Here is a 14,912-nt window from a genome sequence, read left to right as displayed (position 1 = left end):
TTATGTTGCGCAGATAAAGACAGCGTGATTCACTCTTTGTTTCGCGCTAACTTGCAATCTGTTTGACCGGAGCTGGTTTTTGGGCCGCATATTCGTCATCGTCGGCGGGCTTCTCGTGCTGCTGTTGACGGCAGCACTTGTCGTGCCGCCTTTTGTTGACTGGAGCGGCTATCGCGCCGATTTCGAGCGCGAGGCCAGCCGTGTTCTGGGACGTCCCGTCAAGGTCGCCGGTGATGTCAGTGCGCGGCTTTTGCCTTTTCCTTCGGTCGCGTTTTCCGATGTGCGTGTGGGGGCTGATGCGGCTCATCCTGTAATTACTGTCGATACGTTTTCGATGGATGCCGAACTGATGCCGTTCCTGCGCGGCCAGCTTCTGATTTTCGACATGCGTGTGGACCGTCCGCGCGCGACGATTTCGCTCGACAGGGATGGCAAGGTGGATTGGGCGATCCGTCCGTCAACGCCGCTTGATCCGGCGAAAATCAAACTGGAACGGCTTTCCGTCAAAGATGGAACGATCATCCTTCGCGAAGAGGCAAGCGGTCGCAGTCACACGGCAACCGAACTCAATGCTGTGATTTCTGCAAACAGTTTGGCGGGGCCGTGGCAGGCAAACGGAAGCCTCGTCTTGCGGGGAGAAAGGCTTGCAGTCGACCTGACAAGTGGTGAAGCGAAGCCGGATGGATCGCTGCGCGTTCGGGCTCGAATCTCACCGGAGGCAATCCCGGCTACTTTCGAGACGGATGGCGATGTGACCGTGACTGAAGGCCGGCTCGATTATGCCGGTGACTTTTCGCTCCGCTCTTCCGATGTAATTGCGAAAGCAGGCAAAGACCAGAAGGCACCGACGGAAACGCCCTTTTTCAGTGGCGTGCGTGTAACCGGAAAGTTCAAGGCGGATCGCAGTCGCTTTGATGCCAGTGAATTCCGGATGGAGCAGGGGCCTGCCGACAATCCTTATGTCGTGAACGGGAAGGCGTTCATCGATTATGGCGACAAGCCTCGCTTCGAGGTCAGTGCCGACGGGCAGCAGCTTTTCTGGGGGCCGAATGAAGCCTCCAGCGAAGAACAATCCGGTTCCGCCATGCCGGTTGCGGATCGTATGGCGATAGCGCGCCGTGTTCTAGAACAGTTGCCTATCCCGTCCATACCCGGCAATGTGGATCTGCGCCTGCCTGCAGTTATTGCTGGCGGCACGACGATACGCTCGGTCACGGTGAGTGCGGAGCCCGATGGAAACAACTGGAATATTCGTCAGTTCGCTGCCGATCTTCCCGGGCGAACCAAGGTGGAAGCCAAGGGTACGCTTTCGGTTGGAAAGGATTTCGGTTTCAGGGGCGATATGCTGGTTGCCTCGCGCCAGCCATCGGGGCTCGCTAGCTGGCTCAACGAGACCGTGGATGATTCCGTACGCAAGCTCGACGGTGCAGGATTCTCGGGTCAGGTCGAGCTTCGCGACGGGATGCAGCGGATCGATAATCTCGAAATCGCGTTGGGGAAAACGACGCTCAAAGGCTCTTTCGTTCGCGAAGTGAAGGGGCTGGCGCAGCCCGCAATAACGCTCGCCCTCAATGGCGGGGTGGTGGAAAGCGAAGCCCTGCAAGCCTTTACCGGATTTTTCTCCAGCGGCGACGGCCTCGGTCTGCTTGACGGTCAGTCGCTGAACCTGGCGTTCAAGGCGGGGCCTGTCCGTTATCAGGACATGGAGGCCGGCAATGTCGATATGGCGCTCAGGCTGCATGACGGACGCTTCGATTTCGATCGACTGCTGGTAGGCGACGTGGCGGGGACGACGCTGACCGCAACCGGCACTTACGAGCCTTTTGCCAATACGCCGTCCGGTTCGCTCGATGCGACTATTCTGTCGGCTGACCTTTCACGGTTCCTTTCGCTGATGGCCAATCGCTATCCACAGTTGCCGCTGTTCCATGCGCTTTCGATGCGCGCAGCCAATTTCCCGGGGCTGTTTGAAGAAAGCGAGATCAATCTCATCGCCAACGCAGTTTCTCCTGCCGTGCCGGCAGCTGGCAAGGCGCCGGCAAAAAGTCCGGCCTCCAAGGGCAAGAGCGACCGCCCAGCCGAAGTGAAAACCAAAAATCCTCCCGGTGTTGGCGAATTTTCATTCAGCGTTACTGGCAAAGCGGGCGGAATGAAACTGGATTTGTCTGGAACGGCGAGCGGTGGCGAAGGTGAGAGCGAGCCGTTGCAAATGCAATTGAACGGTACCGCCACATCGGAACAAGGCGAAGCGGTGCTTGCGCTGATTGGTCTGCCCACTCTGCCGCTGGGACTTGCTGGCGAGCTAACCGCCGATCTGAGTATGCAGGGCGCGCCGAGCGCAGGTATGCGGACACTTCTCAAGCTTACGGCACCTGATGGGTCAGCGACGGCTGACGGAGTGATTTCGCTGGTTGGCGGAGATATCGCAGCCAGTGGCAAGGCTCAGTTGAAGTCTGCCGATCTGCAGCCGTTCATCGCTACTGCGGGTTTCGCATTGCCCGGATTTGGCGAGGGGCTTTCAGCAGACCTAGCCAGCGACTTCCAATTTGCAAAAGGTATCTTACGGTTTCCCAATCTGGCAGGGAAGCTGGACGGAGAAGAGGTTTCGGCGCGACTGGAAGCCAATTTTGCAGATAGCGGACTGCCACAGCTCAAGGGTGAAGCAAAGCTCGCGACGCTTGAGGTCGACAGTCTCGCAGCGATCATGCTTGGGCAAGATGCGTTCGAGCCGGCAAAGCCCACCGCAAAGACGATCTGGCCGCGTGGCGCATTCGCTGTTCGACCGTCGCTGCCGCTATTGCTGGATGTAAAACTCAATGTCGCGCAGGCCCACATGGACGGGTTCGGGACCGCTACAGAGTTTTCCACGCGGCTGCTGAAGACCGTCGATGGCCTCCAGATGAACGAATTGACCGGCAATTGGGCAGGTGGTTATCTGGTCGGTAACGTTTCCCTGAGCAACAGCGGCAAGAATGCTCTCCTCTCCACGGAACTTAAGTGGAGCGGCGCAGATCTAAAGGATTTTTACCAGCTGGAGAACGGTGTTGTTCCGATGGGCGGCGGGGTGAAAGCTGCTGTCAATCTGAACGGCAGTGGCGAGAGTGTTGCGGCCCTGATCAGTTCGCTGGCCGGAACGGCAAGTTTCGACATAGAGAATTTCACCCTCAATGGTCTGGATGGGACGGCACTGCCCGCTATGATCGCGGCCGCCGATGCGACCGGCGATCAGTCCTCGGGGCCGGATAAGCTCGCTTCCAGGCAGTTTGTTGGTATTGCCGATAAAGCCACCGGGCAGGGCACATTCGCACCGGGTAACGCGCGGTTTGACTTTACGATCAGCGGCGGTGTGGCCCGTATGGCCGCGGCCAATCTGAATGATGGGAATGCAACCCTTCTCGGTGATCTGCAATTCGATCTGTCTACGCTCGGGATCGGCGGAAACGGCACCCTGACGTTCCAGAGTGATGATAGTGCCGATACTGGCATCTCTCCGCAGGTGGCGTTTTCTGTGAGCGGCACCTACGGCGCCCCAGAGGCGATATTCGATAAGCAGCCCTTGATCCAGTTCCTTACCCAGCGTGCTCTCGAGCGCGAACAGGAGCGTGTAGAATCCATGCAGGCGAGCCTCATGGAGAAGCAGCGTCTTCGCCGCCAGCTTGGGCTTTTTGAGGCGGAAGGAGCAGAACGCGACCGTTCGCAGCGTGAGGAAGAGGCGAGGCGCCGTGCTGACGCCAAGGCACGTGAGGTTGCCCGGAAAGCTGCCGAGGAGGCGCAACAGCTTGAGGCGCAGAAGCCGCAAGCCGCGCCGACGGGAGGGACGAATGCTCCCCTTGCATCGCCAGACGGCGGACAATCCCTCAACGAATTCCTGAAAAGTCTGGAAGAGGTGCCTGCTGTCCCGGCAATCCAGCCTTAAAGCGTGTATTCACCCGACCCGCTTCAAGCTTCTGTTTTCATGCCGGTTCTGGATTTAAGCCAGTTCAGGACATGCAGCCTGAGTGCCGAAGACAGATTAATCGACCTGTCCCGTCTGCTGTCGATTTCAGCAATCAAGGCTGCCACGGAAAGTTCCCGTGCGGCGGCGATTTCCTCAATCAATTCAAAGAATGCATCTTCAAGCGTATAGCTGGTCGCGTGCCCGCGGATACTGACGGAATGTTTGCGTAGCCGGCCCGATACGGTCACTTTTTTTCGTCCGGCTTGTCGTTCTTCTCGAGGCGGTTCTGGTCCAGAAAACGCTGCGCTTTTGTCGTCTCTGCCTGCGCGAACCTCTTTTCAGATTTCGTTCGACCGAAAAGAACGCGATTACGGTCAGCCTGCTGTTCTTTCTCAGCGCGGGCTTTCTGTTTTTTGAACTGCCGAAGGTTGACAATATCGCTCATGGAACCATACGGAAACGTTGAAGGTTTCCGAAAATTACCGCGTTTCGGGCAGGTCCTGCAAGTGCGTAACAGGACTGTGCTATTTCTGCGTGTTTTTCGGATTGGTGAACCACCAGATGGCCAAAGAAACCAGAATCAGGAGTATCAGCCCGACCGTCATTTGCAGAAGAGGGAAATTAGGTTCGTCCTTCGCCACAAAGAAGGCTGCGACGAGACCGCTTACCCACAACACCGCCTGAGCGATTGCACGAATCATCGAATTCAATCCTGAATTGGTTGCCGTCAGGACGAAGTATAAAGTGTCATTCGGTTTTTCACCATTGATTGCAATCAACAGCAAAAACGAAATGTCCAATCAGCAAACGTCATAAGCTGCTGACTGGATGATTTGTGCAGAACTACTTCTTCCGGAATGCATCCAGCGAAACAACATCGGCCGAAGGTTTGGCGTCCTTATCGGCGTCATCTGCATTGCCATCTTTGGGTGCAGTGTTTTCTTTTTCTGCTGCAGATTTGCGTGATTTGGTCTTGGGCTTCTCCGCCTTCTCGACAGGCGCTTCCGTCGAGGCGATCTCGATAGGGGCGACATTGCCACCTTCGTCATTGTCGCTTTCGGGCTGGCTGACAGCGACATCGAATTCGAGTTCGAAATTGACCGAAGGGTCATAGAAACCACGAACCGCTGAAAACGGAACAGTCAGCTTTTCCGGGATATCGCCGAAGGACAGGCCAACTTCGAAAAGCTGGTCAGTTACATGCATGTCCCAGAACTGATGTTGTAAAACGATCGTCATCTGCTCGGGATATTTCTCTTTCAGGCGCGAGGAAATTCGCACACCGGGCGCTCCGGTCAGGAACGTGATGAAGAAATGGTGGTTACCTGGCAAGCCGGCCTTGGCCACTTCCGCAAGAACCTTGCGAATTACGCCGCGTAGGGCTTCCTGAGCTAGAATATCGTAACGGATTAGGTCCTGTACCATGGTTTGCTTATCCCACGGATTCGGAGGCCGATGTCAAGTTCGTTCTCGCAGGATACGATGATATATGACCTGAAAATGTAACAGGGCTATGTGTCTGGGCTCAAGCTGTGCAATTTTTGAACGCCATAGAGCGCTGCGACTCTATCGACGTCCAAAGGCCAGCAGGAAGGTGCGCACCCCATTCACGGCACTTTTCTCGATTATTGCATCATCTATGCAATGGCCGGTCAGCATATGATAGTGGGTGTCGGCGTTGATCAGTGCCATGAAATGGCGCGCGGCCAGATCGGGGTCGTCAACGTGAAGATGACCATCCATCGCAAGGCGGGCCAGACGCGCGGCTATGGCAGGGATAGCCTGTGCCGGGCCTTTCGTATTGCAAATACTGGCGGCAAGCGGCAGGTTGGTCTCATTGGCCTGCATTATCTTGCGCAAAAACGCGCCTGAAGAATCGTAGATGCAGTTCCTGCTCATGCGAATGGAGAATGCCACCAGATCATTTTCCAGATTGTCGCCGGTCTGGGGAAAGGTAGCCAGAACCGCGAACAGGCTCGCATTCATGCGCGCAAGCGCGTCTTCGACCACGGCGGCAAGCAGTGCTTCCTTGTCGCGGTAATGATTATAGATGGTCTGGCGTGAGACGCCCGCTTCGCTGGCAATGAGGTCGATGCTCGCACCCTGAAACCCGTCGCGATTGAAAACGCGCGCTGCAGAACACAAGATGAAGTCACGCTTCATGCATTGTCCGGGCTTTACCGCCGCAGAATTCAGGCCCTTTTCGGATACGGCGCGCTTCTCGGGCAGGACGGCCATGTCGATTATGTCAGTAGGTTTCATAACTCCAACATAAGATAGCTTGACGTTTTGGACAATGGTGTCTAATTTGACATCAGTGTCAAATCTGTTTTGACCATCCGTATAGAATGCCTTTCGCCATAGAGTTTTCGAGCGTCGGCCACAACCGAAAACAGGTCGTCTTCATCAAGAGAACACGAAAACTCAAAGCGAATACAACTATTTATCTGTCCTGTGCCGATTTTGCGAGCCCGATGGCGCCATCCTCCCAAGCAAAACCGGAGATCCGAAATCGGTGCGGGAATCTCACGAAACATTGATGAAAGCGCGTCCCCCATGGCTTCCAGTCTTGTGCGCAATGCCATTGTTCTTGGCCTTCTTTCCGCCATTGGCCCATTTGCGATCGATATGTATCTGCCCGCTTTGCCCACCATTGCCGCCGATCTGCGTGCGGAAACAGGCGCCGTGCAGATGAGCCTTCTGGCCTTTTTCATTGCTCTCGCGGTCGCGCAGCTTTTCTGCGGGCCGCTGTCCGACATGGTCGGGCGTAAACTTCCGCTCTATGGCGGTCTGGTGCTGTTCGGTATCGGCAGCGTCGGTTCCGCCGTTGCGACCGATATAGATGTGCTCGTGCTTTTCCGCTTTGTTCAGGGGCTAGGGGCGGCAGCAGGCATGGTTATTCCACGTGCTGTCGTGCGTGATCTTCACACGGGTATCGAGGCTGCGCGCCTCATGTCGCTCCTGATGCTCGTTTTCTCCATTTCGCCGATTCTGGCTCCCTTGACGGGCTCCGTCATTATCAGTTTCTTCGGCTGGCGCGGCGTCTTCTGGGCCGTTCTGGTTGCGGCTGCTATCGGTATCGTCCTAGTGGCGACTGCGCAGAAGGAGACGCGAACCGCAGAAGCCCGGCTTGAAAGCAATCTGGGTAGCGCTCTGCGCGGGTATGGCCGGCTGCTGAAAGATCGATACTTCCTCGGGCTGGTTTTTGTCGGCGGCTTCGGGATTGCGTCCTTCTTCGTGTACCTTGCCAATTCGTCCTTCGTGCTTATCGACCATTACGGCTTGACGCCGACACAATACGCCATCGCCTTTTCGGCCAATGCCGTATCGTTCTTCGGTGTTTCGCAGCTGAACGGCTGGCTGGGATCGCGCTTCGGGCTGCGTCGGGTCATGCGATTCGCGGTTTCCGGATTCGCCGCGGCAATGCTCGCCATGTTCGCCGCCGCGCTCATGGGGCACCAGTCGCTTTGGCTGATCGCGGGGTTCCTGTTCGTCGGATATGGCTTCCTCGGCCTCGTCATCCCGACAACGGCGGTTCTGGCTCTCGAGGATCACGGTGAAATTGCAGGAACTGCTTCCGCACTGATGGGGACGCTGCATTTCGTGATCGGCGGCGTGGCAATTGGCGTGACCGGTTCGTTCTTTGATGGAACGGCGCTGCCGATGGTCGGCGGGATTGCCGGTTGTGCGCTAATCGCTTTCGTGCTGACGCAAGTTGTTCTGTCGCGCAAGGCAAACGAACTCGATACGGAAGCTGCGGCTGCGTAATCTGTTGGAAAAGGGAAGTGGAGGCTTCCAAGGAAGCCCACTTTACCAATTGAAATAAAAGAGAAAACGTTTTCCAGCGAAACGCAAGAAAACCATGAACAATGCCGGAACAAATCGGACAATTGTAAAGCATTAGCTTCGCCAAATCTCGTTCAAGTTTCCGCTCTATGGCTTGCCACTCACCGCCATGAGTGTGACGGCGCGTTGATCCCATTCATTCGCGAGCGTTTCCCCTTGACAGCGCTGGAGGCTATCGAAGCGGTTAAACTGGGTAACGCTCTGGCGCGTGGTGATCGCCATGAGTGACGATTTCACCCGCTGCCGCATGATGTGGCTCGATCAGGTATATGACGATAAGGACCTGACGATTGCCGTGCGGGATATAGCTTTCCGCCTCAGTCGCTATTTCAATCGCAAGCGCTTCAATGATGTTGGCATTCTGAACGCTTGGCCGTCCTATGAGCTTCTCGCAAGCGAAACGGGCGTGACGGTCAAAACCGTCTATCGTGCTATCTCGCGGCTTCGCGAGCGTAAGCACATCGAAACGACCGAAGGCCGTGGACGCTCCCGCACTTTGCAGTATCACGCCAAAATCAAGCCGGTCGCGGTAGCCAATGCTGTTGAAAGCTCTGTTTCACGACCTGATAAAACTAGACATGAGAGTCCAGTTATTGACGGAAAACCGGACATTTGTGTCCCTAAAACTGGACATTTGGAAACCGTAAAACCGGACACCAATGTCCTACAAACCTCTTTGAAGAAATCTTCGAATAAATCTTCGAGCGAGCCGCGAGCAAAGGACCCGGCATTCGAGCCGTTCAAGGCTGGCTGGTCGCTGATCGTATTCGATGGGCTTTCGAAAGGTCCGGGACCACTGCCGCGACCGGGAAGCGCTCTGATGCGCAAGCTGATCGAGGTTGAGAAGCGGTCTGACATGATCCTCGACCATCAGGCTAAACACGGCTGGCCTGACCTCAATCGACTGTTCGAACGTCCGACTGTGCTTGATCCCTCGGCGCTTGCCCCCGGCGTCGGCAAGATGGCTCTGGAGATGGAGCCTGTCACGGCGGGTAGCGCCCTATGGGCTGATTGGCGGCGCGAGTTTGAGCGTCGGGGCTGGCCGTTCCCACGCGATGCCAAGGCCATGGCTTTCCCAAGGGGTGGCCCCCGTATGCTCGATGCATTCATGGCAGCACTCGCTGCGCGACAGGCAGGAAGTGCAAACGTGATGACGATCACTGCAAAGGCTGTGTGACATGGCTGACTGGCCGTACAATACCGCTGCATGGCAGCGCCTGCGCTCTGCGAAGCTGCGCGAGAAACCACTATGCGAGCCATGCGAGGCACGCGGGCAGATTGCGCAACACGGTTGACCACATCGTGGCGATAGCCAGCGGCGGCGATCCATTCCCGGCATTGAGCGGTCTCATGTCGATGTGCGCACGATGCCACAACGAAAAGACCTCGGCCTTTGATCGCGGGACGCCAAAGCCTTTCGCTCGACGCGTGAAAGGAATCGATCTGAACGGCAATCCAGTCGATCCAGCAGACGGTTGGCATACGGGAGGGGGCATTCAATCACCAGAACCAACGGGGGCAAGGACCGTTGGGGGCATCGGAAAATACTTAGTTTCACAGGGTCAAGTTATTGATCCAGATGATGATTTGGGGTTTGCGTAATGGCGATCAGAGGCATAGGCGCGAAGCCTCTTTCAGAGCGTGGCAAGCTCGACGAACGTCCGGTCAAGCCATGGGAAGAACCGGGGCTGACCCGCGCTGGCCGCGTCATCGCCTTTCTGGAAGATTTGCCGATCACGGCGGGCAAGCTGGCCGGGACAAAAATGCAGCTTCGCCCATGGCAGCGGGATTTTATCGAAGATGTGTACGCAGAAGACGGGGAAGGCCATAGGCCGGTGCGTACGGCGGTTCTGTCGATGGCGCGCAAGAACGGCAAAACGCAGCTTGCGGCTGGCTTGGCGCTCTGTCACCTGATGGGACCGGAAGCCGAACCGCGTGGCGAAGTCTATTCGGCGGCGCTGACCCGCGATCAGGCGGCGAAGCTGTTTCAGGAAATGGTTGCTATCCTGCAAGCGCACCCGGAATTGGATGATCGGGCAAATATCATCCGTTTCAACAAGCAAATTGAAGTCCTGTTCGGTGACGGCGCTGGCTCGATCTATGCCGCCTTGTCGGCGGACGCTGGCTCGAAAATGGGCCTCTCGCCATCATTCGTCGTCTATGACGAACTTGGCAGCGCGCCGAACCGTGATCTGTTTGATGCGCTCGACACGGCGACCGGGGCGCGTGACAACCCGCTTATGGTCTGTATTTCGACGCAAGCCGCCGCCGATCATCATGTATTCTCGGAACTGATCGACTACGGCCAGAAAGTCCAGGCAGGCGATATTGAGGATCCAAGCTTTCATCTGACGCTCTATGCTGCGCCGCAGGATGCGGATCCATGGAGCCGCGAGGCATGGCTTGCGGCCAATCCAGCACTTGGTGACTTCCGCTCGCTCGATGACGTGCAGCGTCAGGCGGCGCAGGCGCGGCTTGTGCCGTCGAAGGAAAGCGCCTTTCGAAACCTGATCCTCAATCAGCGTGTTTCCGCCGTCTCGCGGTTCATCCACAAAGCCGAATGGGACCGCTGCAGGGAAGTGCCTGACCTCAAGGCGCTGGAAGGCCGCGAATGCTATGGCGGGCTTGATTTGTCCGGCTCCCGCGACCTGACTGCCTTTGTGCTGGCGTTTCCGTCCGATGATCGCAGCTTTGATGTTCTGTGTCAGTTTTTCATGCCGGAGGCGAACATTGTTGAGCGTTCGAATGAGGATCGCGTTCCGTATGATCTTTGGGCGCGTCAGGGCTTTATAACGCTCATTCCCGGTTCAACGATCGATCCCAGTTTTGTTGCGCAATACATCATGCAGGCGACACAGAAATATGCCGTGCAGGCCGTCGCCTATGACCGCTGGCGCATTGAGGATTTAAAGCGTGAGCTTGGCCTGTTCGGCGGCGACGTGCCGCTTGAGCCGTTCGGCCAAGGTTTCAAGGATATGTCGCCAGCCGTCGATACGCTGGAACGCCATGTTGCCGAAAAGCTTTTGCGCCATGGCAGTAACCCGGTGCTGAACATGTGTGCGGCCAATGGCGTTGTGACACGCGATCCGGCAGGCTCCCGCAAGCTCGACAAGAGCAAGGCGACAGGGCGCATTGACGGCCTTGTGGCGCTGGCTATGGCGCTCCAGATAGCGGGCCGGTTCGAGCCGGAAGCCATGCCCGCCTGTTTGCTCGAATTGATGGAGGATTGAATTTGTGCGTCATGTCACAGAAATATCAGGATATAACCGCGGTGGCCATCCACCTGAAATGATCTCGAACCCCAAGCTAGACTGTTTCTTCGCCTTCTGAAGCTCATCCGTCAGAATTGAGCTTCTCCGGAGTTTTTCCCGGTCAAAAGTTGTGCTAAATGAGGTGTCCTTAAAATAACTGTTAAGGCATAATGCTAGTTCACCCGATATTGAAATTGCCATTTCGCTATCTTCGATTAGAAATTCTGTGATTTGCAATGCAAGGTCTTGGCATTCTGCCGCAAAAGGAGCCACCCTTTTAAAATCGTCCATGGTGAGTTCTGTTATACCAACCAAACCATTCATTTTAGCTGGCATCATTTCTTTAATTTGGCTCCTTAACTGATTGTATGTTTTGATTGCATCCGTCATTGATATTATCCGCGAATGGAATCTTATCAATTCGTTGGCGACATCCGGTCTTTTCGCTGCGAATAAAAGGCTTAACTCATCTGTTTGAAATGGCGGTAATGCGGGCGGGAGTCCCGTTATAGGTGTAATTTTTTGCCATGTAGCGAGATCGGAATAGCCGTCGTTCTCAGCTTGAGTTAACGAATCTGCCACACGGTTTCTCAAGTCAAGACACAAATTTGAAGCGCTCTGTAAGCGTACAAGGGCACTCAAAGCGCTTGTTTTTTCCGCTGTTCTTTTGCTTTTCTCTTCTTTCGCAATGTCACGGTTGACAGTTGACCTATGAAGATACCACGAAAATCCCGCTGATATGAATGCACCGAGCACTGCACCCCCTAATCCTGAAAGAAGTGCAGTGGTGTCATTACTTACGATGTTGACTAGAATAGTCGGGTCAATTGATGAAATTGAGCCTGGGCTTTTGGGAAGCATCCGATTTAGGGCCTTTTCTTTAATCGTACGCCGGGGCCTTCGCCATTCTCGGCAACAAATATTATACCGGCGCGTTCGAGTGCAGTTCCGATAGCCAATACTGTTTCGTCTTTCAATTTTTCGCCGCGCTCAAGACGAGCAATTGTATCGGGGGACACTCCAGCCAACTTAGCTAGGTCTCGTACTCCAAGCCCTAGCGCGGCGCGGGCCATTCGGCATTGTAGATCGATCATTTTCGGAACACCGTTACGATTTTGATTGACATCGAGTCGATTTATAATAATCGTATCAGTGTTACGATTTTCTATCAATCGAGGAACTAATGCCGAAATCATCAATTCCGGCTAACGCCGAAGGTTTGTCTAAATTATCTCGTCGCTCGATCCTTGTTGGAGGGGCGTCAGCTTGTGTTTCAGCGGTTGCTGTCGGAGCATCAACGACTGCTGAACCCGAAATGACCGCTCTGGAGCGCGTCGATCATCTGCTGGCAGAGTTGAAAGCGGCTGTCGAGAAAGCCAATCCAAGGGTCAGGCTTTCGCATTCCGGCAATTTTCTCAACAATCCAAATTCTCCGCTTCCCGTCCTTATTATCTTTGAATGGGTAACCGGGAAATATGAAGGCGACGGCCTGTATTTTTATGCGCTCGGCGGCAGAAAGAAGCTTTGCGAAGTCGCGCTTCTTGATCACCAGATTGACGGCGAGCGGGGCTTCTCCGTAATTCCCGTGTCTGAGGACGATCCCAAAAAATGGCTGAGGCTACCGGAAAGCCGATTGGAAACGTTCATCGGACAAAAAACCTCGGATGAAACATTTTCGTCGGGTCTCCACGTAAATTAACATTCTTCATTATGTGTAAAACCCGAAATGAATTGACAGTACGTCAATTTCGGGTTAAACGCATAATGAAAGGTGATTTATGGCTAAACTTCCCGCACTCATTGAAAAACTCGCGAGATTTGATCCACGCGGCGTTTCAGCCGTCGAAAACCTATCGCGGGAAATGCGACGGGAAGGCCTGATTACATCAGGGAAACGTGGCGTTGGAGCGCCTGAAATGACCAGTTCGGACGTAACCAATTTGTTGTTCGCTATGGTTGCTCGCCAGTCAAAGGACGCGCCCGCCGCCGTAAAAGCTTTGAGGGAAGCGACCATGGTAGCCACATGGGAAGAGGTGGAAAGTGGTATTGTTGACCAGTTTTGGGATTCCCTTTCCATCAAGGACCGAATTTATGACGGTGACGGGATGTGTCGAGCGGGCACTGTTGTTGACGTCATTATTGATGAATTCATTGAAGATGGCGCAATAGGTGTGGGTGAAGATTTCGAGATTGACGTCAGTCTTGAAATCCATGACCCCGCCACCGGCAATGGTGAAGTGCAAATTTACTTCCGGCGCGGACGGCAAGACGAAAAGATGTATCGGTTTAATGCTGATCATTTAGGCGGATTGTCTTTTGGCATACAGCAAGCCGCGATCATCCCATCCGAGGTAATCCACCAACTCGCAGACACGTTGCGTAAGGAGGATTGATCCAGTTTCCCGCGCCGTCAAACTGAGGCTCCCGCCAGCGAGCCAAAAACGGAAAGCGCCTTTCTGGTGGCGCGGGATGTCCTTCTTGGACCAGTCAAAGGGCGCAAGCTGGCTATAGTTTCCTGCCGATCCCGGCAAGCATGTGAAGACCAAAACCAACGCATACCCTGTTTGACTTCCTCCGGACGGCTTCACAACCACACGGAGTTACCTATGAAAAAGCTAATCGAACTGCGCGAAAAGCGAGCCGCAAAGATCGCTGAAATGCGCACTCTCCATGCAAAGGACAAGCTGGAGAGCAATGAAGAACAGCGTTTTACCGCGCTGGAAGCCGAAGTTACCGAAATAGACGGCCAGATTGCCCGCGAAGAACGCATGTCTGCTTTCGAGCGGGAAGAACAGCGCGGCGAGAACGTGCATGGCGGCGAATTTGACCGTGAGTTGCGCAATTATTCGCTGGCGTCTGCTGTTAGTGGCGCGCTCTCCGGTCGCCTGACAGGCCGCGAAGCTGAAATCGATCAGGAATTGAAGCGCGGGCGTGAAAGCCGTTCTGGTACTTCCGGCATTCATCTGGCCGTGCCTTCCGAAGTGCTTCTCGGTGGCCGCGAGCAACGCAGTCAAACTGTCGGTACGCCTGCCGCTGGCGGCTATACCGTCGCAACGCAGCTTGGCGCGCTCGCTGATCGTTTCCGCCCTGCATTGAAGGTGGAAGGCATGGGCGCAACCGTGTTGCGTGGCCTCTCGGGCTTCCTTGATCTGCCGAACCTGCTTTCCAGTGGTACGGCTACATGGGTTGCGGAAAATGGCAACGCGGAGCGTTCCGCTGCGACCTTCGGCAAGGTTTCCATGGCGCCTCATACCGTGACCGGCGAATATCGCCTTTCGCGCCGTCTTATGCTCCAGTCGAATGAAGCCATTGAAGATGTGCTTCGCCGCGATCTGGGCTATCTGCTCGCGCAGGGCCTCGACCTAGCTGCAATCAACGGCTCGGGCACCGCTCCCGAACCGCTCGGCATTCTCGGCACGGCTGGCGTTGCGAAAGTAACGACAGAAGCGGCGTTTTCCGACACCACAGCCAATCTGATAGCCGAACTGGAACTGGATGACGTGACAGGCACGGCGGCATTCCTCACCAATCCTACGGTGATGAAGGGCGTCCGCAAGACCAAGGATGCAGACGGCAATGTCATTCCCGCTGCCGAACTGTTCCACAATGGCCGTGTGGAAGTTAGCACTCAGGTTCCCGCCAATATCGGTGACGCCGATGACAAGTCTGCCCTGATCTATGGTCAGTGGGGCGAACTCTATCTCGGCTACTGGAGTGCCGTTGATATTCTGATCAATCCGTATCACCCGGATGTGGCTTCGAACGGTGGCGCGCTTCTGCATGCCTTCCTTGATGCCGATGTGGCGGTACGTCATCCGCAGGCGTTCGCTTACGCTGAAATTTAATCTCTGGTTCCTGCCCCGGCGCAAGCCGGGGAC

At 55.3% G+C, this 14,912-nt stretch carries 15 protein-coding genes; 8 read left to right on the top strand and 7 right to left on the bottom strand.

Annotated elements, in window-relative coordinates; all coding sequences use genetic code 11:
- Positions 1-79 precede the first annotated feature (79 nt).
- A complete protein-coding gene (locus tag J9800_RS08590; protein WP_114216797.1) occupies positions 80-3,916 on the top strand; it encodes an AsmA family protein in 3,837 nt (1,278 codons plus the stop codon).
- A gap of 23 nt (positions 3,917-3,939) precedes the next feature.
- Here the strand turns inward: J9800_RS08590 and J9800_RS08585 are convergent, their stop codons facing one another.
- The 5 genes from J9800_RS08585 to J9800_RS08565 all read right to left on the bottom strand — a co-directional run bounded on the left by J9800_RS08585 (position 3,940) and on the right by J9800_RS08565 (position 6,199).
- Positions 3,940-4,185 carry a ribbon-helix-helix domain-containing protein gene (locus J9800_RS08585; protein ID WP_112592544.1) on the bottom strand — a complete coding sequence of 82 codons (246 nt, stop codon included), beginning with the start codon at positions 4,183-4,185 and terminating at the stop codon, positions 3,940-3,942.
- Positions 4,182-4,382 carry a DUF4169 family protein gene (locus tag J9800_RS08580; protein ID WP_114216796.1) on the bottom strand — a complete coding sequence of 67 codons (201 nt, stop codon included), beginning with the start codon at positions 4,380-4,382 and terminating at the stop codon, positions 4,182-4,184. The genes J9800_RS08585 and J9800_RS08580 overlap by 4 nt, the downstream gene beginning before the upstream one ends.
- 79 nt (positions 4,383-4,461) lie before the next feature.
- Positions 4,462-4,722: a hypothetical protein gene (locus tag J9800_RS08575; RefSeq protein WP_162758803.1), complete on the bottom strand. Its 261-nt coding sequence runs from the start codon at positions 4,720-4,722 to the stop codon at positions 4,462-4,464.
- A 58-nt stretch (positions 4,723-4,780) separates the two neighbouring features.
- Complete coding sequence (locus J9800_RS08570; protein WP_114216795.1) at positions 4,781-5,362, bottom strand: SspB family protein; 582 nt, start codon at positions 5,360-5,362, stop codon at positions 4,781-4,783.
- Positions 5,363-5,503: 141 nt separating this feature from the next.
- Positions 5,504-6,199: a TetR/AcrR family transcriptional regulator gene (locus J9800_RS08565; protein WP_112592537.1), complete on the bottom strand. Its 696-nt coding sequence runs from the start codon at positions 6,197-6,199 to the stop codon at positions 5,504-5,506.
- 294 nt (positions 6,200-6,493) lie between these two features.
- On the opposite strand from J9800_RS08565, the gene J9800_RS08560 reads away from it, so the two are divergent.
- The 4 genes from J9800_RS08560 to J9800_RS08545 all read left to right on the top strand — a co-directional run bounded on the left by J9800_RS08560 (position 6,494) and on the right by J9800_RS08545 (position 11,013).
- Positions 6,494-7,705 carry a multidrug effflux MFS transporter gene (locus J9800_RS08560; RefSeq protein WP_112592535.1) on the top strand — a complete coding sequence of 404 codons (1,212 nt, stop codon included), beginning with the start codon at positions 6,494-6,496 and terminating at the stop codon, positions 7,703-7,705.
- Between the two features lie 298 nt (positions 7,706-8,003).
- The gene (locus tag J9800_RS08555) at positions 8,004-8,960 is read left to right on the top strand and encodes a helix-turn-helix domain-containing protein (RefSeq protein ID WP_210845694.1); all 957 of its coding nucleotides are present in this window, start codon (positions 8,004-8,006) and stop codon (positions 8,958-8,960) included.
- 101 nt (positions 8,961-9,061) lie between these two features.
- Positions 9,062-9,385 (top strand): HNH endonuclease, encoded by a 324-nt coding sequence (locus J9800_RS08550; RefSeq protein ID WP_205315972.1) that lies wholly within the window; start codon positions 9,062-9,064, stop codon positions 9,383-9,385.
- On the top strand, positions 9,385-11,013 hold the full coding sequence (locus J9800_RS08545; RefSeq protein ID WP_114216793.1) for a terminase large subunit: 1,629 nt from the start codon (positions 9,385-9,387) through the stop codon (positions 11,011-11,013). Before J9800_RS08550 ends, J9800_RS08545 begins: the two co-directional genes overlap by 1 nt.
- A gap of 9 nt (positions 11,014-11,022) precedes the next feature.
- Here the strand turns inward: J9800_RS08545 and J9800_RS08540 are convergent, their stop codons facing one another.
- Both J9800_RS08540 and J9800_RS08535 read right to left on the bottom strand, forming a co-directional pair.
- Complete coding sequence (locus J9800_RS08540) at positions 11,023-11,895, bottom strand: hypothetical protein (RefSeq protein WP_153527231.1); 873 nt, start codon at positions 11,893-11,895, stop codon at positions 11,023-11,025.
- 5 nt (positions 11,896-11,900) lie between these two features.
- The gene (locus J9800_RS08535; protein ID WP_114216849.1) at positions 11,901-12,107 is read right to left on the bottom strand and encodes a helix-turn-helix domain-containing protein; all 207 of its coding nucleotides are present in this window, start codon (positions 12,105-12,107) and stop codon (positions 11,901-11,903) included.
- Between the two features lie 110 nt (positions 12,108-12,217).
- Between J9800_RS08535 and J9800_RS08530 the strand changes: the two genes are divergently transcribed.
- The 3 genes from J9800_RS08530 to J9800_RS08520 all read left to right on the top strand — a co-directional run bounded on the left by J9800_RS08530 (position 12,218) and on the right by J9800_RS08520 (position 14,879).
- Positions 12,218-12,733 carry a hypothetical protein gene (locus J9800_RS08530; RefSeq protein ID WP_162792697.1) on the top strand — a complete coding sequence of 172 codons (516 nt, stop codon included), beginning with the start codon at positions 12,218-12,220 and terminating at the stop codon, positions 12,731-12,733.
- Between the two features lie 79 nt (positions 12,734-12,812).
- Positions 12,813-13,427 carry a hypothetical protein gene (locus tag J9800_RS08525; protein WP_114216790.1) on the top strand — a complete coding sequence of 205 codons (615 nt, stop codon included), beginning with the start codon at positions 12,813-12,815 and terminating at the stop codon, positions 13,425-13,427.
- 213 nt (positions 13,428-13,640) lie between these two features.
- The gene (locus J9800_RS08520) at positions 13,641-14,879 is read left to right on the top strand and encodes a phage major capsid protein (protein WP_114216789.1); all 1,239 of its coding nucleotides are present in this window, start codon (positions 13,641-13,643) and stop codon (positions 14,877-14,879) included.
- Positions 14,880-14,912: the final 33 nt, after the last annotated feature.

The sequence above is a fragment of the Ochrobactrum sp. AP1BH01-1 genome (genome assembly GCF_018066705.1).
Lineage (GTDB): Bacteria > Pseudomonadota > Alphaproteobacteria > Rhizobiales > Rhizobiaceae > Brucella.
Note: the sequence above shows the minus strand (reverse complement) of the source record. Positions and strands in the feature narration are given on the sequence as shown.